The 19,596-nt window shown below is 47.0% G+C and carries 18 protein-coding genes; 7 read left to right on the top strand and 11 right to left on the bottom strand.

Annotated elements, in window-relative coordinates; all coding sequences use genetic code 11:
- Positions 1 to 3: 3 nt before the first annotated feature.
- The 4 genes from J0X00_RS14155 to J0X00_RS14140 all read right to left on the bottom strand — a co-directional run bounded on the left by J0X00_RS14155 (position 4) and on the right by J0X00_RS14140 (position 3,335).
- Positions 4 to 483 (bottom strand): TRAP transporter small permease, encoded by a 480-nt coding sequence (locus J0X00_RS14155; protein ID WP_282477046.1) that lies wholly within the window; start codon positions 481 to 483, stop codon positions 4 to 6.
- A gap of 14 nt (positions 484 to 497) precedes the next feature.
- A complete protein-coding gene (dctP, locus tag J0X00_RS14150; protein ID WP_282477045.1) occupies positions 498 to 1,379 on the bottom strand; it encodes a TRAP transporter substrate-binding protein DctP in 882 nt (293 codons plus the stop codon).
- A 134-nt stretch (positions 1,380 to 1,513) separates the two neighbouring features.
- Positions 1,514 to 2,557, bottom strand: coding sequence for an L-idonate 5-dehydrogenase (gene idnD / locus J0X00_RS14145; RefSeq protein WP_282477044.1), 1,044 nt, complete (start codon positions 2,555 to 2,557; stop codon positions 1,514 to 1,516).
- A gap of 10 nt (positions 2,558 to 2,567) precedes the next feature.
- Positions 2,568 to 3,335, bottom strand: a complete 768-nt coding sequence (locus tag J0X00_RS14140) for an SDR family oxidoreductase (protein WP_282477043.1) — start codon at positions 3,333 to 3,335, stop codon at positions 2,568 to 2,570.
- A gap of 806 nt (positions 3,336 to 4,141) precedes the next feature.
- Between J0X00_RS14140 and J0X00_RS14135 the strand changes: the two genes are divergently transcribed.
- Together J0X00_RS14135 and acnA are read left to right on the top strand one after the other, a co-directional pair.
- Complete coding sequence (locus J0X00_RS14135) at positions 4,142 to 4,354, top strand: cold-shock protein (RefSeq protein ID WP_047460531.1); 213 nt, start codon at positions 4,142 to 4,144, stop codon at positions 4,352 to 4,354.
- 248 nt (positions 4,355 to 4,602) lie between these two features.
- On the top strand, positions 4,603 to 7,335 hold the full coding sequence (gene acnA / locus J0X00_RS14130; protein ID WP_282477042.1) for an aconitate hydratase AcnA: 2,733 nt from the start codon (positions 4,603 to 4,605) through the stop codon (positions 7,333 to 7,335).
- A 94-nt stretch (positions 7,336 to 7,429) separates the two neighbouring features.
- Here acnA and J0X00_RS14125 read toward each other — a convergent pair whose 3' ends face one another.
- Entirely contained in the window at positions 7,430 to 8,647 is a 1,218-nt protein-coding gene (locus J0X00_RS14125; RefSeq protein WP_218562353.1) for an MFS transporter, read from the bottom strand.
- A gap of 494 nt (positions 8,648 to 9,141) precedes the next feature.
- Positions 9,142 to 9,813, bottom strand: coding sequence for a type 1 glutamine amidotransferase domain-containing protein (locus tag J0X00_RS14120; protein ID WP_136483267.1), 672 nt, complete (start codon positions 9,811 to 9,813; stop codon positions 9,142 to 9,144).
- A gap of 110 nt (positions 9,814 to 9,923) precedes the next feature.
- Here J0X00_RS14120 and J0X00_RS14115 point away from each other — a divergent pair, with 110 nt between their 5' ends.
- Together J0X00_RS14115 and J0X00_RS14110 are read left to right on the top strand one after the other, a co-directional pair.
- A complete protein-coding gene (locus tag J0X00_RS14115; RefSeq protein WP_218562363.1) occupies positions 9,924 to 10,814 on the top strand; it encodes a LysR family transcriptional regulator in 891 nt (296 codons plus the stop codon).
- Between the two features lie 529 nt (positions 10,815 to 11,343).
- A complete protein-coding gene (locus tag J0X00_RS14110) occupies positions 11,344 to 12,486 on the top strand; it encodes a GNAT family N-acetyltransferase (protein WP_136483265.1) in 1,143 nt (380 codons plus the stop codon).
- An 11-nt stretch (positions 12,487 to 12,497) separates the two neighbouring features.
- Here the strand turns inward: J0X00_RS14110 and J0X00_RS14105 are convergent, their stop codons facing one another.
- The gene (locus tag J0X00_RS14105) at positions 12,498 to 13,355 is read right to left on the bottom strand and encodes a LysR substrate-binding domain-containing protein (protein ID WP_282477041.1); all 858 of its coding nucleotides are present in this window, start codon (positions 13,353 to 13,355) and stop codon (positions 12,498 to 12,500) included.
- 102 nt (positions 13,356 to 13,457) lie between these two features.
- Here J0X00_RS14105 and J0X00_RS14100 point away from each other — a divergent pair, with 102 nt between their 5' ends.
- Entirely contained in the window at positions 13,458 to 14,105 is a 648-nt protein-coding gene (locus tag J0X00_RS14100; protein ID WP_282477040.1) for a glutathione S-transferase family protein, read from the top strand.
- Positions 14,106 to 14,473: 368 nt separating this feature from the next.
- On the opposite strand, the gene J0X00_RS14095 is transcribed toward J0X00_RS14100, so the two are convergent.
- The 3 genes from J0X00_RS14095 to J0X00_RS14085 form a co-directional block, all read right to left on the bottom strand.
- Complete coding sequence (locus J0X00_RS14095) at positions 14,474 to 15,436, bottom strand: transposase (protein WP_282477039.1); 963 nt, start codon at positions 15,434 to 15,436, stop codon at positions 14,474 to 14,476.
- A gap of 298 nt (positions 15,437 to 15,734) precedes the next feature.
- A complete protein-coding gene (locus J0X00_RS14090; protein ID WP_282477038.1) occupies positions 15,735 to 16,649 on the bottom strand; it encodes an alpha/beta fold hydrolase in 915 nt (304 codons plus the stop codon).
- 18 nt (positions 16,650 to 16,667) lie between these two features.
- Positions 16,668 to 17,039: a helix-turn-helix domain-containing protein gene (locus J0X00_RS14085; RefSeq protein WP_282477037.1), complete on the bottom strand. Its 372-nt coding sequence runs from the start codon at positions 17,037 to 17,039 to the stop codon at positions 16,668 to 16,670.
- A gap of 77 nt (positions 17,040 to 17,116) precedes the next feature.
- Between J0X00_RS14085 and J0X00_RS14080 the strand changes: the two genes are divergently transcribed.
- The gene (locus J0X00_RS14080) at positions 17,117 to 17,869 is read left to right on the top strand and encodes an SDR family oxidoreductase (protein ID WP_136483259.1); all 753 of its coding nucleotides are present in this window, start codon (positions 17,117 to 17,119) and stop codon (positions 17,867 to 17,869) included.
- A gap of 224 nt (positions 17,870 to 18,093) precedes the next feature.
- On the opposite strand, the gene J0X00_RS14075 is transcribed toward J0X00_RS14080, so the two are convergent.
- Entirely contained in the window at positions 18,094 to 18,627 is a 534-nt protein-coding gene (locus J0X00_RS14075) for an acyloxyacyl hydrolase (protein WP_240798122.1), read from the bottom strand.
- Positions 18,628 to 18,836: 209 nt separating this feature from the next.
- On the opposite strand from J0X00_RS14075, the gene J0X00_RS14070 reads away from it, so the two are divergent.
- On the top strand, positions 18,837 to 19,409 hold the full coding sequence (locus J0X00_RS14070) for a YceI family protein (protein WP_282477036.1): 573 nt from the start codon (positions 18,837 to 18,839) through the stop codon (positions 19,407 to 19,409).
- The last annotated feature ends 187 nt before the right edge of the window (positions 19,410 to 19,596 follow it).

The following is a 19,596-nucleotide window of genomic DNA, read 5'->3' as shown; positions in this document are numbered from 1 at the left end:
ACCTTATACTCCACCTATATTTTTCACTTTAAACATCGTTTCGTACCCATTCATTATTACAGCAAGCAATGAGAGACAAAAACCGACAAACATAATAAAGTAAATAATAGCCATAGGGATCTGCATTGCAGGACTTAATTGATAGACGCCAAGTTGAATAAACTTATAAGCACTATAAGAAAATATAACAATGACAGTCATAGATATTAATAACTTTGCATAATCTATTACTGTTTTAAACCAACCACTAATGTAGTTATCTATAACGCTAATTCTGATCATATCACCATTATAAATAGCGGCATTAAAACCTGTAACAATCATTATAACAAAAAGATATCTCGATGCCTCTTCTGACCATGGTAAGCTATAGAAAATGACAAATCTTGTAAAAGTTTGTAGCAAAACCACAGATACCATTAATATCAAACTAACAGCAGATACAAACGAAGAGATGGATTTTATTTTTTTATATAATTCCATTTTCAACCCTCTATTTATCCATGTTTAATCTTATCTAACATAGGACCATATTCATCTCGATAACTATCTCTGAAACCCTTAGAGTTATTGATAAACTCATCTTTATTTGGATGAGTAACGATTACTCCTTGCTTCTGTAGATTTTCAAGCGATTTTATTTCTAAGTTTCTATTTAATTGACGTTCATAAACATTCATTTCATTCATCGTGTCAGAAAATATTTTCTTATCTTCATTACTTAACACACTCCACAAAGCCGGATTCATCACAACAAAGACTGTCGAATACGCATGCTCTGTGATTGCTAAATACTTGTTTACCTGTCCTACGTTATTAGTATCAATAACCAGGATTGGGTTTTCCTGCCCATCGATTGCGCCTTGTTGCATCGCAGTATAAGCTTCAGACCACGCCATTGGCACAGGATCAGCATCTATGTATCGCCAGAAGCGCTGATGAGTTTGGTTTTCCATGGTACGGATCCTGAGCTTTTTCACATCAGCCAGTTCATTGACTGGTTTAACGCTATTGGTTAAGTTTCTGAATCCCGATTCCCAAATTCCGACTGCTTTTAAACCGACATGGTCGAGTTGATCCATAAAGTAATGGCCAAGGTCGCCAAGAAAAACTCGGTCCGCATGCTCATAACTTGAGAATAAATAAGGTATATCTAACACAGAAAACTCTTTCACAAAGTTCGCCAGTACCGCCTGGTTAACCACGGTTAAATCAAGCGTACCCATTTGAATATTCTCGATCGCGTCCCGTTCTCCGCCAAGTTGTCCGTTATGAAAAAGATTTATTTTGTATCTTCCGTTAGTCCGCTCTGAAATCAATTGGGAAAATTTTTCCATCGTTCGCCCAATCGCTCCCATTTCAGAGGATACTTGGCTCATTCTTAAATTAATGACTCCATCTTTTGACGCAGTATACACTTCAGAGTCTTTATTTATCATTAAGAATGATAATAGGAAGACGAGGGCAAGAGATATTATTATGTTCTTCATATTAGGCCTTCGCTATTATTAACTTACTGTATTTTTAAGATCACTTTGGTTGATTTAGATTTATCAGCGGCAGCGATAATCGCAGATTTCGCGTCATCCAAGTCAAAAACACCTGAAATTAATGGCGTTGGATCGACTCTTTTGGTCTCCAACCAATTCACAGCTACTGCAAATTCTTCATTGAATCTAAAAGAACCAATCCATTCAATTTCTTTGACCAGGAATGAACTAATCGGATAGTCAATACTGCTGTTCCCCATGCCTAACTGAATACATTTTCCATTAGGCTTAGTAAAAGCGACCGTTGTTTGGATCGCAGAAGGGACACCTGTCGCTTCAAAAGTGATATCGAAGTAACCATTGTCTTGCTGATATTTCGCTACTTCGTCGTTGTCAAGCGGGCTAAAACTGTGGTCTGCTCCCATTTCTATTGCGACGTTACAGCTACGCTCACTGACATCGCAACCAAATACAACTTGGGCTCCCGCGGCTTTGGCTGCTGCAATCACTAACCCGCCAATCGTACCCGATCCAATAACCAATACCTTTTTACCAATTAAGCTACCCGCCATATTAATAGCATGAATTGCAACACTTAATGGCTCAGAGAATGCCATGATTTCAGATGACATAGACGCATCATAAGGGAAACACTGATTCGTATTCACCGATACATATTGTGTAAAACCACCTTGAGTATGTGGATAATGTTGCGCACTACCCATGAATTTCATTGATTTACAATGATTCAGTTGTCCTGTTCGGCATCGTTCACACTGGTAGCAAGGTTGAGATGGGTTAATCGCGACTTTCTGTCCCACTTTTAACGTAGATCCCACAGGGATATTTTTTACGACTCCGACAAACTCATGACCAATCACCATCGGTTCTTTAATCACTGATGCTCCGGCTCGTCCATGTTGATAATAGTGAATATCTGAGCCACAGATCCCACCGGCTTCAACCTTAACCAATACTTTATGTTCGTCATGATTCAGCGTTCTATTTTCGATTACTAGATCTTGTTCTGAGCGAATAATACAAGATTTTGACTGCACTTCTGTCATCACTGTGCCCTCACAATACAGATAACCAGCCGCCATCAACATAGATGATCTGGCCATTAATATAGTTAGACGCACTAGACGATAAATACACGGCTGTACCAATCAGTTCGTCAGGGTGTCCCCAGCGTTTAGTGGGATTGCTTGCTTTCACCCAACTGTCAAATTCTTTATTCTCAATAAGAGCAGTATTCATATCAGTAAGAATATAGCCAGGACCAATAGCATTCGTCTGGATATTATGTTGTGCCCATTCAGCAGACATTGCTTTTGTTAGCATTTTAACTCCCCCTTTCGCAGCGGTATATGGAGATACCGTTGCTCTAGCAGCTTCACTAGTCAAAGAGCCAATATTGATAATTTTCCCTCCAGTATCTTTCGCAATCATACGTTTTGCCGCTTGACGAGATACAATGAATACACTATTCAAGTTGATATCAATTACTTTTTTCCAGGACTCTAATTCTAACTCCACCATGGGTTTTCGATACTGGATACCCGCATTATTAATAAGAATATCAATATGAATATTGTCACGATCAAATTCTTCAAATACCTTTAATACTTGCTCTTCAGAAGATACATCGAATACTCTCCCTAACACATCAAGCCCTTCAACTTTCAATTGAGCAACAGCTTTAGAGAGAACGTCTTCATTCCGGCCATTCAAGATCACGCGAGCCCCTGCGTGAGCTAACCCTCTAGCATAAGAGAATCCCAACCCTCTTCCTGAGCCAGTCACAAGTGCGGTCTTGCCATTCAAATCAAAAATACTATTCACTTTAACCTCGCCTTAACACAGCAGTTGTCTAACAAGTAAGGAAAGGTTATCACTATAAAAACACTAAACAACTCCGTTTTTATTAGCTTGAGCCTTAGATCACGTTCCACAATAAACTTGTAGGACATTTACTTATGGGTATCATGTTTTGAACAAAACGGTCATAGCTGATTGCTTTTTAATCACCCTTGTTAGAGCTTAATAACATCGCCCGATGTTCTATTTTCTTATCCACTTTGCTAGGAAAGATTCCTCTTGACGCTCTTCTTTGAGGTACAGTACAGGTACAGTCACTAGTTTTGACACTTTTACCAAAACCAAGCTAAACCACTGTTTAGTAAATACTTTAATGTATTTTTAGTTACGCTTAATTTACCTCGGTTTTCCTAGACTTACTGCGTTAGTGGCTAACTCATAATCGATTGGTCCCCAGTTCAAGCATGGGAGGGACCACCAATTTCCAGAAGGCACGTAGAGAAAGTAGCGGAATGGATATTGAGCCGAATCACCATTTGGGTCAATTAGGCCATGGTGCTGTTTAACACATGAACTCCGTACTGGTATTTTTAAATCAGAGCCGTACCACTAAATGAAACTAGGATTGAGGACTAAACTAACTATTTTCAATTTAAGGTTTATACTTAAAGTAGCTCTACCAATTTGAGTTACTTTTTCATTATCAACCAAGTTTCCTTTCACAGTTATTCTCGCTCCTTTTCGTTTAACTGCTGCGACAGATATCTTGATTTACTATGGAATAGCTCTATTTTTCAGAGCTTTAACCTATAACATTAGTCGAGGTATGTATGTCTGACAGAGTAACGGGATCAGTAAAATGGTTCAACGAAACTAAGGGCTTTGGTTTTATCACCAAAGATAGTGACGGTAAGGATATTTTTGTTCATTTCCGTTCAATTTCCTCTGATGGGTTTAAGACCCTGTTGGAAGGCCAAAAAGTAAGTTTTGAAGTTGAACCCGGTGAGAAAGGCCCGCAAGCAACCAATGTGACTCTCATCTAAGTACGGTTGAAGGCTGAGCCAACTCAAGCTTTGCCTTCATTTTTTAGAGTCTAGTTATTGTTTGAGGGCAAAAATCCATTCCAACGTCTTCCTTCTTTTCGAATTTCAACTCTGATCCTTCAGGTTATAGATTTTCAGCTGATTAAAGCTATTTGGATATGGGAAATATGAAAATGTCCCAGAAAACATATCTATGACAACGAGGCTGCCTTTTTAAAAGGTCAACCATCATTGAAAGGAAGTTAATCATGAGACCTACCAACGAAAAATCATGGCGTGAAACATACCAAAGGTCGATGAAGGTAAACGGAACCGAATATAAATACTGGTCTCTAAAACAGCTGGCCCAAGACTATCAAGCCAACCTGTCGAAGATCCCTTTTACTAAGCGCATACTTATTGAAAATATCGTTCGACAAGCGTCTGATTTTGAAGAAGCAGCTCGAATTATCGAAGCGTTGTTTCTTACAAAATCGACTTTCCCTTCAGAGAGTCACGGGCATTCATCTGAGTTTAATTTCTATCCCAGCAGAGTCTTGATGCAAGACTACACCGGTATTCCAGCCTTGGTTGATCTGGCTGCTATCAGAGATGCGATTGCACAAACTGGCGGGGATCCAAGCCACGTCACACCCATGTGTAAGGTTGATCTTGTCATTGACCATTCGTTGATTGTCGATCAGTCAGGTTCAGAATCCGCGATACATACGAATTATGAACACGAAATGGCTCGAAACAAAGAGCGGTATACATTCTTGAAATGGGCACAAAAGAACTTCCGGAACTTGACCGTTATCCCTCCCGGTAAGGGCATATGCCATCAGGTTAATCTGGAATATCTGGCACAAGTTGTTCATGAAGACGAAAATGGTGTGCTATTCCCAGATACGGTTATCGGAACCGATAGCCACACCACTATGGTCAATGGATTAGGAGTGTTGGGCTGGGGCGTCGGTGGAATTGAAGCTGAAGCCGTAATGCTAGGCCAACCACTCAATATAACGATTCCCAAAGTAGTCGGAGTGAGGCTTGATGGGCAACTGCGTCCCGGTGTTACTGCAACGGATTTGGTCTTATCTATCACTGAGAAGCTAAGATCCCATGGTGTGGTGGGTAAGTTGGTCGAGTACTATGGTTACGGTTTAGCCGCTTTGTCTGTGGCCGACAGGGCTACGATTGCTAACATGGCTCCAGAGTACGGCGCCACATGCGGTTTTTTCCCTATCGATGAAAACACACTTGCCTATTTGACCCTTACTAACCGATCTTCTGCTCTGGTTGACAAAGTTCGAGCTTATGCGAAAGAGCAAAGCCTATGGTGGGATACAAAAGAAACCTCACCGGAGTATGATGAAAATATTGTGGTAGATTTATCGACCATTGTGACCTCAGTGGCTGGGCCCAAAAGGCCACAAGATCGACTTAACATCAGTGCAATTAAGCAAGCGACGCTTGAACAATGCGCTATTGAAGGTGTTTCCTCCTCAAGCCCCGGAGCAAAACATTCCGAGTCATCCACGCACCTCCATCATGGTGATGTCGTAATTGCCGCCATCACTTCATGTACGAACACTTCAAACCCAGCGGTTATGTTAACGGCCGGATTGGTTGCGAAGGCCGCCGTGGAAAGAGGGTTGTCCGTTCCTGCTTATGTAAAAACGTCTCTCGCACCAGGGTCATTGGCGGTAGCCAGATATCTCAATGAGACTGGGCTGCAACATTACTTAGACTTGTTGGGATTTCATCGTGTTGGATACGGGTGTACTACATGTATTGGGAATTCAGGTCCACTCAAGAACAATCTAGAAGAAGAGATTTCGGCAAATAGCTTGCACGTATCCGCTGTGTTATCAGGGAACCGAAATTTCGAGGGACGAATCCATCCATCAGTCAGCTTAAACTGGCTTGCCTCTCCACCATTGGTTGTCGCGTTTGCGTTAGCGGGTACAACCTGTATTGACCTAGAAAATGAACCCATTGCCATCAATAGTAAAAATGAGCCTGTCTATCTGCGGGAGCTTTGGCCGAGTCCGCTCATGCTGGAGGAAATGCTGAGTCAGGTTCATGAGAGCCACTTTAGATTGAGTTACAGTGACATTGCTGAAGGGGATGAAGAGTGGGAACAATTATCGATGCAAGATAGTCCCTGTTATCCTTGGGAGCCGACCTCGACCTACATACAACGTCCACCATTTTTGGAACTTCCATCCCCCACATTTCCTATTGAGTCAGCACGTGTATTAGCTATTTTGGGAGATTCGATAACAACAGACCATATTTCTCCGGCGGGTCTTATCTCAGTAAATAGTCCTGCAGGACAATATTTGCGGTCAGAAAATATCACTCCAGAAGAGTTCAATAGCTACGGTGCGCGCAGAGGGAACCACAACGTCATGGTTCGCGGCACTTTTTCAAACGTGCGACTGGAAAATAAAATAGCATCGCCGACTAAAGGTGGCGTCACAAGATGTTTCGGTGATACCAAGCTGGATGAATGTAACATGTCGACCACGGAGAAAAGGCCTCCAGTCATGCCTATTTTTGAAGCGAGCAGAAACGCCATTGAACTGCAGGTGCCATTGGTCATATTTGCTGGCAAAGACTATGGTTGTGGTTCAAGTCGAGATTGGGCCGCTAAAGGATGCTTGTTATTGAATGTAAAAGCCGTCATCGCGGAATCGTTTGAACGAATTCATCGCAGCAACTTAGTGGGTATGGGCATATTGCCGCTCCAACTTAAAAGACCAGGCGAACTCGACGCGCTCACTCTGGAAGGCAATGAGACCGTGTTTATTGCCCCTAATGAGCCGATGAAGCCCTTGCTGGAATTAGACATTATTGTCGTAACGGCTCAAGGTACAGAACATTCCGTACCTGTTGTTGCACGTATCGACAATCCAAAAGAGTTAGAGTATTTCAACGCAGGAGGCATTCTTCAGTATGTGCTAAAGCAACTCAAGACGCCTAAAATGCCATTGTGAAATTTAATCTCTCGGGTGACGGGGCATGTGGGAGCTAAAGATATGATTGATAAAGGGAAGGCTCCCAACGAACTGCGCAGGGAGCCTTTAAGAGTTACGCTGCTGCCATGCTCAAACGTGGTACAGGCTTGTCATTGATTGGAAGATGAATCAATGCAGCAATAAACGCGAGTACGGCCGCTGACCACCAAATTGGATCATAAGACCCGTAATAATCGTAGATACGACCACCAACCCATGCCCCCAAAAAGCTGCCGACTTGGTGAGTGAAAAACACCAAACCATATAGCGTCGACAGGTAACGAGCTCCAAACATTTGACGGACTAAACCAGATGTAAGCGGCACCGTTCCTAACCAACAAAAACCGATGGCAGCACCGAAGATAAGCGCCGTTTGCTCGGTAATCGGCAGTGCCAAAAAAGCACCGATCACAACCGTACGCATCACATACAACGCAAACATCATATAACACTTGCTAAAACGATCTGCCATTACCCCCCAGAAATATGAGCCAAGGATGTTAAATATACCCACGTAAGCCAACGCCATGGCCGCGGTTGATGCAGGTAGATTTTTATCCGCCAAATAGCTAGGCAGGTGAGTCGCGATAAACATCACATGGAAACCACACACAAAAAAACCAGCATGAATCAACCAGTACCCTTTGTGGGCAAACGCTTCTTTCAAAGCTTCTTTTAGTGTTTGTTTGCCCTCGTGAACATGGTTGTTAGCAGTATTTGCATTTCGCTTTGCCGTATTCATGAATAGTGCAAACAACACCATAAAACTGCACAGTACCGCGAAGATTTGCATTGAACTTTGCCAACCAGAAGCGCTCAACAATGCTTGCGCCCCCGGGATCATAGCAAACATGCCGAATGATCCAGCTGCCGTGGTCAAACCGAAGGCTTTCGCCGCATGTTGCGCTGGTACAACTTTAGCGACTGCACCGAGCACGATCACGTAGCTGGTTGCGCTTAAACCAAGACCAACAAGCACACCTAGCGATAAGTACACCATTGTTGGATCAGCGCTGATAGAAGTTAAGTACAGCCCCAGGGCGTAAGAGATAGCACCTAAAATGATGATACGTTTCGCTCCCCAACGGTCAGCGGCCATACCCACAAATGGCTGGAACGCTCCAAACAATAAGTTTTGCAATGCGATTGCAAAGCTGAAGAACTCTCGTCCCGTTTGGAAGTAGTCGGATATCGGTGTCATGAAGATACCAAAGGATTGTCTGATCCCTAGACTGGTAATCAAAATACCGATACCTAGCCAAACAAGCAGTGGAAATCGAAAAATAATCATAAATCGCTCTTATTAATGAGTGTGGTGCTGAAAATGGCCTTCCTGCCACTTATGAATTCGAGATCACCACTGGTAATAGACTTCACTGTCACTATTGCCAATAACCTTGACGAGTTATGGATAAAGATTAATAACAGGCACTAAATGTTACACTCAGGTAACAAATCATTTCGAAGTGTAAAGAGTGTTATGCAGTGACACAAATGATTAAAAGTGAATTAATTCATGCAAATTGTGCATAAATAAATTTAGGCTTATGGCTAAACGCCTAAACATCCAAAGGCAGAGCGTAAACGGCGAAGTTGAGCCATAAACCTCCCGCTAAAATAGCGGGAAAACAAAAAAGACAAAAACAAAGAGCAAAAACAAAGAGGACACACACCTTACTATGACGGCGTGTGTCCTCTTTAATTAACATCGCTCAGAGACAAAAATAGCCCACGTTCCGTGAGCTATTGGGTAATTAATCGATCTTAAACCTTAGCGGTTGTGGTTTACGACAACGCCGCGACCAATGCTTTACCGACGCCATGAGCACTGGTTGGGTTTTGCCCGGTAATCAGTCGCTCATCAACAATGACGAACTCCTGCCAGGGCTGCACTTTACTGAAACGGGCTGCTTTTCGGGTCAGTGATTCTTCCAGCAAGAACGGAATGTGTTCGATGGTGCCAAAATCAATCTCTTCTTCGCGGGTAAAGCCGGTAACCGATTTAGAGGCCAGTAAGCTTTCACCGCTGCTCAGAGTAATTGGCAGCAGTGCCGCCGGGCCATGACAGACAGCCGCAATCGTGCCGCCACCTTCATAATGTTTGGCCGCCAGTTGTGCAAAGCTGGCATTGCTTGCCAGATCGGACAGCAAGCCGAAGCCGCCCGGGTAGAATAGCGCAACATAGTCATCAATATTGATTTGCGAGACCGGAATGGTGTTATTGATGCGATTTTGAAAATCATCATCCGCCAGTACTCGGCTGTTCACCTCATCACCTTCGATGTCAGTGCCATACAGCGGTGCTTTGCCACCGTTAATCGACGCTATGTCATACTCAAATCCCGCTGTGGTCAGCTCATGAATGACGTGCGTAATCTCTGGTGAGTAAGTGCCGTTCGCCTGGTCGGTATCGCCCAGAGTGGCATGGTTGGTTACCGGAATTAGAATCTTCTTCATTGCTGTCTCCTGCATTATTGAGTACAAAAAAGATACTAATTGAAAATCATTTCAATGATAATACCGCCAATCAACAAAAGATTATTGCTAAATAGCAACAATGGAAGATTATGAACAGTTTCGAGGGCATCATCGAGTTTGTCGCCGTGGCGGAAACTCAGGGCTTTTCGGCGGCCGCTAAACAGCTCAGTTGCAGCACCAGTCACGTCAGCCGCCAAGTATCGCGGCTGGAGGATCGCCTGGGGGTCACCTTATTTGCCCGTTCAACCCGGCAAATCAACTTAACCGATGCCGGTCAGCTGTATTACTCGCAATGCCGAGAGCTGGTGACCGGGCTGGAACAGGCCAATGAAGGCTTAAACTCACAGCAAATTACTCTAAGCGGCACCTTGCGTGTTAGTGCTGCCGGCGGATTCGCGGAAGAACACGTCGCTCCGGCCCTGATGCAGTTTGCCAAGTTGTACCCAGAAGTGACCATCGAGATGGATTTTAACTCCCGGATGGTCAATTTTATTGAAGATGGCATCGACTTCGCGATTCGTTACGGCGCGCTAAAAGATTCGGGTCTGGTTGCCAGAAAGCTGGTTGACCGCCCAATGGCCGCCGTCGCCAGCCGTGACTATTTACATCGCTTTGGTGAGCCAACCCACCCGAATCAACTCAAACAGCATAGCTGCATCATTACCAATAACGATCACTGGCAATTTGCCAGCGAGAGCAAACCTCTCAGCGTGCGAGTGCACGGGCGCTGGAAAAGTAACAATTCCAATGCAGCCATTGCAGCCTGCGAGGAGGGGCTTGGCATCGCCTATATGCCGAAAAGCAGCCTGGCCAGAGGATTGGAATCCGGCACGCTGTTTCCGATCCTGCAAGACTTCTGGGGACCAGGCAACAGCAGCTGGATTGTGTATCAGAACCAACGCTTTCTGCCGTTACGTGCCCGCCTGGCGATCGACTATCTGGTCAGTTATTTCGCTGACTGGGCACAAGCTGGCAAATAACGTCCGCTCTAAGCAGGACACACACCGTATTCGAAAGCCACAGCTAAACAGGACACACACCCGATTAGAAGCCAAACAGAGCCAAACAGAGCCAAACAGGACACACACCTCAGCTAACGGCAAAGCTAACCGATCTAACCAGCGTTCTAAGCAGGACACACACCCGATTAGACAGTGTGTGTCCTGCTTAATGTCTCCCACAAATTGTAAACCTAAGCCGGAGCGATAGAGTCAGATTAATAACGGGATAGTCACCTATGTTCCAAAAGCTCATTAATCTGACCATAAAAAAGCTGCACAACATAACTATATGTATTTAAATAAATAATAACTCATTTGTAAGAAAATAGATTAAGGAGGGTTACCCATGTTCTAAAAGCTTTTAAAGCTGTACAAAGAGGCAGATCCGCCGTTAACAATCCTGTCCATATAATGCGTATGTCCCGCTAACGGTTTGCTGATCACGGTTTGTCCTGATAAGGGTTTCTGCTAGGATAAATTACGCCTGTTTACTGCTTGGACGCTCCCCATGGCCCTCATCAAAGTTCACCAACAACTGACCGACATTCCGCAGCCTGAGTGGGACGCGCTGCGCTGCTGTGACTATCCGTTTCTGTCATACGCCTATCTGAGCGCGTTAGAACAAAGCGGCTGTGTCAGTGATGACAGCGGCTGGCATCCACTCCATCTGACCTTAGAAGATGAGCACGGCTCTCTGCTGGCAGCGATGCCGATGTATCTGAAAAGTCACTCCTGGGGCGAATACGTGTTTGACTGGTCATGGCAGGAAGCATTTGAAAAAGCAGGCGAAGAGTATTTTCCCAAGCTGGTGACGGCAATTCCGTTTACACCGGTCAGCGGCCCGCGCCTGCTCTATCGCGCAGAGGTCATCAGCTATGACGACGCCCTACAGCCGATGCTGAGCGCAGTGCGTCAGCTGTGTGCCGAGCATCAGTTCTCCGGCTGGCATGGACTGTTTGTCGAAGCGCGGCATATCCAAAAGTTCAAGCCGCTCTCGGTACGGATGGACTGCCAGTATCACTGGTATAACCGTGGCTATCAGCACTTTGATGATTTCCTTGCGACCCTGACTTCACGTAAACGAAAAAACCTGCGTAAAGAGCGCGAGAAAGTACAACAGCAACAGGTGGAACTTCGCGTTATTGAGGGAGAGCTGCTCTCTGCCGACGATGTGGCGGTGTTTTTTGAGTTCTACCAGCTGACTTATCTCAAACGCGGCCGCTATCCTCATCTCAATCAGGCCTTCTTTGAACAGCTACGCCGGCAGATGCCCACCCAGATTGTCCTCATCATGGCGTACCACCAACAGCTGCCCGTCGCCGGAGCCTGGTATTTTAAAGACTCGCAAACCTTATACGGCCGTTACTGGGGCTGCACACAAGAGTTCGACAGCCTGCACTTTGAAGCCTGCTACTATCAGGGGATAGAGTACTGCATCACGCATCAGCTTGCGCACTTTGACCCGGGCGCGCAAGGGGAACACAAGATTCAGCGCGGCTTTGAGCCGCTTGCCACCTGGTCCGTGCACTGGATTGAGTCCGCGACGTTTCGCCCGGCGGTCGCCGATTTCGTCCGCCGGGAGCAGCAGCTGGTACAAGACAGAATGGCGGCTCTCGCCACGTATCTGCCTTACAAGTCAGATCAGCCCTGAGCGCCCGTGCCTCAGACTACCGGTAAGGCTGTTTTAGCGCAGCAAAGCTCACCGATTTGATTGAGAAACTGACGCGGCAGCAGCGGATGGGATTTAGCGGCCACCAGCAACACAATATCGACCGCTGGCAGCGGCGGAAAGTCACTCAGGATGGTGAGATCGTCGGTTACACTGAGCCGCCCCATCGCGCCAACCGCCAGCCCCTGACGGACAATCGCCCGCTGCGCCGATGACGTATTACAACACGCCACTAAGTGAAACGGCACACCGCGCTTGGTCAGGCTGTCGATCGCAGCAGCATGATAACGGCAATCTGCCTGAAACAGCGCCAGCGGCAACGAAGCACCCTGAGTGACCGCCGCATCCGGCTGCGCGCAGATCCAAACGCCCTGATCACTGGTAATCCAGTACCCTTCCTCACTGTTGGACGAACGCGTCACAATCGCGGCATCCAGCTTACCTTCGTCCAGCCACTGGCGCAGTACCACACTCGGCTCATTAAACACCTGAATTGAACAGGTCGGTTTCGCCGCCAGTAATGCCTGCATTAATTTCGGCAATACCTGATCGTTATAGTCTTCCGGACAGCCGAGTCGCAGTGGCTGTTTGTGCTGGAACTGTTGCAACTCGACCAGCGCCTTATCGTGCCGATCCAGCAGTTCATGGGCATGATTGACCAGGCGGATACCCGCTTCGCTCAGGGCCAGATTACGCCCCTCTTTGACAAACAGTTCACTACCGATTTCCTGCTCCAGCTTGCGCATCTGCGCACTGAACGCCGATTGGGTCCGGGCAATTTGCTTGGCGGCGCGGGTAAAACTGCCGGTGTCGACAAAGGCCAGAAAACTGCGTAACGAGTCAATATCCATATCAATCCATCGCTTTTATTAATGGTTATTATCCAAACAATCCGTTAGTCAGGCTGCGATTGTTTTTCTATGCTGAGCAACAGACAAGACAAGGAGTTATGTATGCAACTTTATATCGCCAATCAAAACTACTCAACCTGGTCACTCAGAGCCTGGCTGATTTTTGCCCACTACCAACTGCCGGTCGAGATCCGTAAACTGCAGCTATGCACCCCGGAGTTTTATACCACGCTGCAAGCCATTACGCCGACAGGCAAAGTCCCGGCGCTACAGGATGGTGACATAGTGGTGTGGGAATCGCTGGCGATTCTTGAGTACGTCAATGACAACCATCTGAGCGGCCAAGCCTGGCCAGCGGATAACGCTGACAAAGCTAAAGCTCATGCCATCAGTTGCGAAATGCACTCCGGTTTTACTGCCCTGCGTAACGAAATGCCGATGAACTGCCGCGCGCGCCGTCACGTTGAGTTAAGCGATGCCGCACAACAGGATATCGCCCGCATTGATACGTTATGGAGTGAGCAGATGGCACGCTATCCAGGCCAATGGTTGTTTGGCAAGTGGTCTATTGCGGATGCAATGTTTGCCCCGGTCGCGCTGCGCTTTAAAACCTACGGTATCGAACTATCACCCGGCGCCGCCCAATACCGGGATCACTTGCTCGCCAGCCCGACCATCCAGCGCTGGCTCAGCGAAGCCAGCTTAGAAACCGAGATTGTTGATATCGATGAGGCTGGCACGCCAGTCTGATTTTTAGTGGGACACACACCGTTATTCTCATACTCTTAACGGGACACACACCGTAAATATTGACGACTGATTAAAGTGTGTGTCCTGCTAATATATCCGAGCAGTATCCGAGCAGGACACACACCTTGAATTATGGTGTGTGTCCTTATCCACTCCCTCATCCACTCCCTTCAACACAAATGAATCTGAACAGGACACACACTTTAAGCGCAAAGACTAAACGTATAGTGTCCTTCACTCTCTAAACCAATATCAGAAAACGAAAGTAAATGAGGGTTATGACATCAAGGTGTACCAAAGCGGAAAGAAAGGTGTACCAAAGAGGACGTAAATACAGCAGAAATGAATCTGTACCCGGTTTTAAATAACTAAGAAATGACGATCCCCAGCATACGCTGGCGATTTAACTGCGATTTAGCATGCATGAGATGACGCTGCGAACCAACCCATGCTCTCGGCCTCTTCTCAAGTTCAGAGCAAAGCGTTAAACACTCTTTCTGCACCAGTGATAAACGCTGCAGAATGCCCGGTGCGCTCTCATCAAGAACCCCACGTTTACCTTCTCTCATCTGCCGTCCCAGCCAATCCAACAGCTCCAGATAATCCATCAATCGAAACGGGATACCACGCTTTTTTTCCTGGCTGTGGTAACCAATAAAATCCAGCAAAGCACGCGCAGAGGTTTTACCTCTATCCAGGGCAACCAGGCGCGCTTTCACCGAAGTATGGTCAGACTGCTCAGGCGTATCCGCGACTTTCGCCCGTACAGGATTAAGATCAGCGTACGCCATAGCCGCCAGCAGAGCTTTGTCATCGAGCAGGGCCTGAGACTTAAACCGTCCTTCCCAGAACCGACCTGTGCACTGATCCTCTTGATTCGCCTGCCGTGCTATCTGGTAATTTAACTCTTTCATAAACCAGCTCAGTGAGCAAAGACGAGAGCGCCAAACCTCGATAATTTCCCGGCACTTCTGCCATTCGGCGGCAGCTAATTTCTGACCTGATTGATAACGCTGAATCAGTCTAGGCAAACAATGTTCTATCCCCCAGCGTTCAATGACGTCTGAATCGGAAAGTGCAGCCACGCCGTCCATGTCAATAAAGGCCACCAGGTGATAGTGATTACTCATCACTGCATAAGCGCAAATATCAATGCAGTAAATGGTCGCCAGAGTTAAAATGCGCTCTTCCACCCAAGCGCGACGATGTTGATAAGACTGACCGGTATGAGAATCCTCTCCACATAAATACGAACGACGTACGCAGCGAGAAACGCAGTGATAATAGGGTGTGATGTCAGGGCAAATCAACTGAGAGCGTGCTGTCGTCATAGGTCATGTCATTTATGGGTGATATGACGAGTCTGGCGCACAGAGCATAAAGCGCAAACGCACAAGAAAAAACTGCAGTCCAGATATCGTAACAGCTGCAACTGCACTGCTTATAAAGCATTAGAAAATGGCCGCTCACCCGGGGGAAATGAACAGAAATAAACAGGACACACACCGTCAGTCACATTGAAATGATGGTGCGTGTCCTCGTCAAGGTCTCCACATTGAAATGATGGTGTGTGTCCTCGTCAAGGGCTCCCCGTTAACGGAGTGTGTCCGGCTAACAAACGGGCTAACACTACTCACATGGTGATAAACCGGCGATGAATGGCGCCATGTAATGGTGAGCCTCAAACACACAGGCGAGATGCGTCGCACCTGGCATCTCGTGACTTTGCAACAACTCACTCCCGTGCTGATTTGCAAAATCGCGCATCGCCTCACTATCAAACAGTTCATCGTTCTGAGCAAACAGCAGTAAGGTTGGGACAGGTAACGAAGACAGCTGTTTCGCGGGATGACGTGGCGTCAGCGCGTTAGCCATGTTAACGCTATAGCGCGAGACGAAGTCAGGTGCAGCCTTTAATACTTGCGCCGGGAAATTGAGCTTAACCGCCCAACACTGCCCGAACAGGTAGCCCGCACTGATTGCATTAACAATGAATGGCCACTGCCGTACCTGAGCAAAGCGCTGTTTCTCATCAATTGGACGAGCGATTCCGGCAAACGGACCAAGCTCAGGCGCGAGAAGAGTGAGGCTGTCAGCCGAGCGCCGATCATTGTAGCGGGTAAAATAGTTGATCAGCATACCCGCGCCACTAGAGTGGCCAGCAAGATGCCGCTGCGCATAAGGAAAACATCGTGTTATCTCATCGACTATCGTATCCACATCCCGCCAAATGAGCTCAGGTTGGGCAACGCTGCCCCGTTTTCCATCAGATTTACCATGCCCGCGTATGTCAACCAGGCAGACTGCAATTCGGGGATCGACACACAGCTGATAAGCCAGCACCGGATAACCTGCGTTACGATGAACGCCACCGCCATGGTACAGAATAATCACATCTGAGGGGGTATCACTTTGCTGATATACACAAAAGCTCAAACCCGCTACCTTCCCCTCACGGGTTTTCACCGCAGCATATTGCGCACTATCAAATTGGCCGAGATATTGAGAGTAACGATTAAAGTCAATCAAGTCAGAGAGTTCCATTCAAATAATTTCATCATTTCAACCAGCAGTATGACCCAACAGTGCCTGCCTATGTTCCGTCATCCATAATGCCAGAGAATCCAGCGTGGGTTTTAATGTTTTACCAAGCTCAGTGATCTGGTATTCCACTCTGGGTGGCATCTCCGGATAGACAGTTCTGGTCACAAGCCCTCTCGCCTCGAACAGGCGTAACTGCTTAGTCAGTTCCTTCTGAGTAATAGTCCCAATCGCGCGCTGTAATGCACCGAATCGAATCACCCCATCGGTCACGATGAGACGGTAAAGAATGGGGATCGCCCACTTACCGGAAATGATGTTTACGAAATCCACCATAGGGCAATGGAAGCTATTGGCAGCCAGTTTATTTTGATCAATTCCTTTAGTATCCATTTGGTACCTACTTCCTTATTCATACTATTAACTTAATAATGTTCATTTTTAACCCAAACAACAAGCAGGAAGTGAATATGAATGACCGGTTGAAAAACAAAGTGGCCTTGATTACCGGAGGTACCGCAGGAATCGGTTTGGAAACGGCCAGGCAGTTTCAACTCGCAGGAGCCAAAGTCATCGTGACCGGGCGCAGTCCCAAGGGGATTCGACGCGCACAACAATACTTAGACACCTCTGCCACAGTTATCCCAAACGATGCTGCATGCCCAGGCCAGCAAAAACGATTAGCGCAGCAACTCAGCGCTACAGTCAACAAATTAGACATCGTCTACCTTAACGCTGGTGATGTGACACACCTGCCTTTAGAAGAATGGGATGAAACCAGCTTTGACCGTGTTATCGCAACTAACCTGAAAGGGCCATTTTTCCTGATTCAATCCTTACTGCCACTACTTAATAACGGGGCTTCGATTATTCTGTGCGGTAGTGCCTCGGCCCACATTGGTCTGGCACAAAGCAGCATCTATGCTGCCAGCAAAGCCGGTTTAATTTCTCTGGCCCGGACTCTTTGCGCCGAACTCAAGCACAGAGGAATCCGGGTGAATGTTCTGAGCCCGGGACCGACTCAAACGGATGCATTTGATAAATTTGGTTTACCGGCAGAACAGCAAGCGGTATTGCTGGAACAAGTCAAACAACTGGTGCCGCTCAACCGCTTAGGTACACCTGTAGAAGTCGCCAAAGCGGCATTGTTTCTCGCTTCTGACGATTCGTCTTATATGCTGGGTTCCGAGCTGCTGGTTGACGGTGGGGTGGTAAATATCTAGTCACTACCAGCACACACCTGACAACGATGAGAAGGTGTGTGTCCCCTTTAACTTCTTGAACTTAACGCCCCGCTAACCTAACCCCGATTACGGTGTGTGTCCTCGTTACGTTCCTAACGCACAAGAAAAAACTGCAGTCCAAATATCGTAACAGCTGCAACTTCACTGCTTATAAAGCATTAGAAAATGGCCGCTCACCCGGGAAAAAATGAACAGGACTGATGTCACCAGGAATAACGCACATTGATCAGTGCGGTGTTGTAGCCGGCGTTCTCATCATACAGCCCGCCGTTCGAGTAGTGAACATACATAAAGGCGAGATAAACCGCGTCATATTTCAGCCCGGCCGCGATTCGGTCTTCAAACTGGAAGTGGCCGCCCATGTCACGATCGTTGACATAACGGTCGCTGATGTAACTCACCCCGATACCGAACTCAACCACAGGGACGCCACCGAGCAGCGGCTGCGTGAACTGGTAATAGAGCACCGGCGTCAGCGCGATGATGCTGAAATCATCATCGTCGCGCAGGAACCAGCGGTTGTAGGACGCATCCCAGTACACAGCGAGATGGCCGCGGTCACTCTCCAGCCAGCGGTAATCGAGGTCGTGTTGCCCCCCAATGCGCCCCAGCAGGTCGTCTTCAAACGAATAACCGGCCCCGATGCTGACACCGTCCACCAGGCTCTGACTGTAACTGGCAGGAACAAACAGAATAGACATGATGACTATCAATAGATTACGAAATAAAATATTCATAGTTTTGCTTTCTTGTTGTTATTGATAAAGGACATTTTAGTATAGGCACGCCATTAGTGTACTTTCTTGGCGCGGCGTCTGCAGGCAAAGTGACTAAGGCAACGGCCGTTTGCAGGCAGGCCCTTTCACTCTCATACCAACAATGTTTGTCATCCCGTGAATTAACCGACTACGCTTATGGCTAATCCTCTCCCGATAAGGTTAGCATAATGAACAAAATCACCACTTCCCTCTGCCTCGCACTCACCGCTTTCTCTGTGCCAACGCTCGCCACCGGTGACTACCTGCTTGACCCTAACCTCTCTTCGGTCAGTTTCGCCACCATCAAAAAGCAGTACATCGTCGAACCGGCCAGCATACGTACCCTGAGCGGACAGCTGAGCGAAGATGGTAAGTTCTCAGTCAATATCGACCTGACAGGCATCCGTACCGGCGTACCGATCCGGGACAGTCGCCTCAACGAGATCTATTTTGAGAGCATGAAATATCCGCAGGTGACGGTCAGCGGTGCGGTCGACAGTAAACTACTGTCCGGGGCCGCCAGCAGCAGCATTATCTCAGCAGAGGTCACCCTGTACGGCCACAGCAAGATGGTGGATTTCCCGGTGGTGATCATGCCCGCCGATGGTAAGGTCATGGTCAGCTCCAGCGCTCCGGTCATCATCAACGCCGCTGATTTCTCGATTCCGGCCGCCAACCTGAGCGCCCTGTCAGACACCGTGGGCGGGCTGAGTTTGTCGGACAGCGTGCCGGTCAGCCTGACGCTGCTGTTTCAACAATAAGTTCAGTAATTACTTAAACAGTAACTTCAACAATAACACGCGGCACTTGAGCGCTTAATGGAATCAATAGTTTGGTGAAACCAGCACCAGCCGGCGTCACTAATTTGTAGTCAAGTCACTAATTTGTAATCAAGTCACTAATTTGCAATCAAACCGCCATTAAAGCCTCATGAAAGCGCCGCGAATC

The sequence above is a fragment of the Vibrio sp. ABG19 genome (assembly GCF_029962385.1).
Taxonomy (GTDB): domain Bacteria; phylum Pseudomonadota; class Gammaproteobacteria; order Enterobacterales; family Vibrionaceae; genus Vibrio; species Vibrio ostreae.
The sequence above is the reverse complement of the archived record's forward strand: the minus strand, read 5'-3'. Positions and strand labels throughout refer to the sequence as shown.

Excerpts from the sequence above, each read along its gene's own strand:
- acnA (WP_282477042.1), top strand. The coding sequence starts at position 4,603 with ATGAGACCTACCAACGAAAAATCATGGCGTGAAACATACCAAAGGTCG.
- J0X00_RS14125 (WP_218562353.1), bottom strand. The coding sequence starts at position 8,647 with ATGATTATTTTTCGATTTCCACTGCTTGTTTGGCTAGGTATCGGTATT.
- J0X00_RS14100 (WP_282477040.1), top strand. The coding sequence starts at position 13,458 with ATGCAACTTTATATCGCCAATCAAAACTACTCAACCTGGTCACTCAGA.
- J0X00_RS14075 (WP_240798122.1), bottom strand. The coding sequence starts at position 18,627 with ATGAATATTTTATTTCGTAATCTATTGATAGTCATCATGTCTATTCTG.
- dctP (WP_282477045.1), bottom strand. The coding sequence starts at position 1,379 with ATGAGCCAAGTATCCTCTGAAATGGGAGCGATTGGGCGAACGATGGAA.
- J0X00_RS14085 (WP_282477037.1), bottom strand. The coding sequence starts at position 17,039 with ATGGATACTAAAGGAATTGATCAAAATAAACTGGCTGCCAATAGCTTC.
- J0X00_RS14105 (WP_282477041.1), bottom strand. The coding sequence starts at position 13,355 with ATGGATATTGACTCGTTACGCAGTTTTCTGGCCTTTGTCGACACCGGC.
- J0X00_RS14095 (WP_282477039.1), bottom strand. The coding sequence starts at position 15,436 with ATGACGACAGCACGCTCTCAGTTGATTTGCCCTGACATCACACCCTAT.
- J0X00_RS14070 (WP_282477036.1), top strand. The coding sequence starts at position 18,837 with ATGAACAAAATCACCACTTCCCTCTGCCTCGCACTCACCGCTTTCTCT.
- J0X00_RS14115 (WP_218562363.1), top strand. The coding sequence starts at position 9,924 with ATGAACAGTTTCGAGGGCATCATCGAGTTTGTCGCCGTGGCGGAAACT.
- J0X00_RS14110 (WP_136483265.1), top strand. The coding sequence starts at position 11,344 with ATGGCCCTCATCAAAGTTCACCAACAACTGACCGACATTCCGCAGCCT.
- idnD (WP_282477044.1), bottom strand. The coding sequence starts at position 2,557 with ATGACAGAAGTGCAGTCAAAATCTTGTATTATTCGCTCAGAACAAGAT.
- J0X00_RS14120 (WP_136483267.1), bottom strand. The coding sequence starts at position 9,813 with ATGAAGAAGATTCTAATTCCGGTAACCAACCATGCCACTCTGGGCGAT.
- J0X00_RS14080 (WP_136483259.1), top strand. The coding sequence starts at position 17,117 with ATGAATGACCGGTTGAAAAACAAAGTGGCCTTGATTACCGGAGGTACC.
- J0X00_RS14090 (WP_282477038.1), bottom strand. The coding sequence starts at position 16,649 with ATGGAACTCTCTGACTTGATTGACTTTAATCGTTACTCTCAATATCTC.
- J0X00_RS14155 (WP_282477046.1), bottom strand. The coding sequence starts at position 483 with ATGGAATTATATAAAAAAATAAAATCCATCTCTTCGTTTGTATCTGCT.
- J0X00_RS14135 (WP_047460531.1), top strand. The coding sequence starts at position 4,142 with ATGTCTGACAGAGTAACGGGATCAGTAAAATGGTTCAACGAAACTAAG.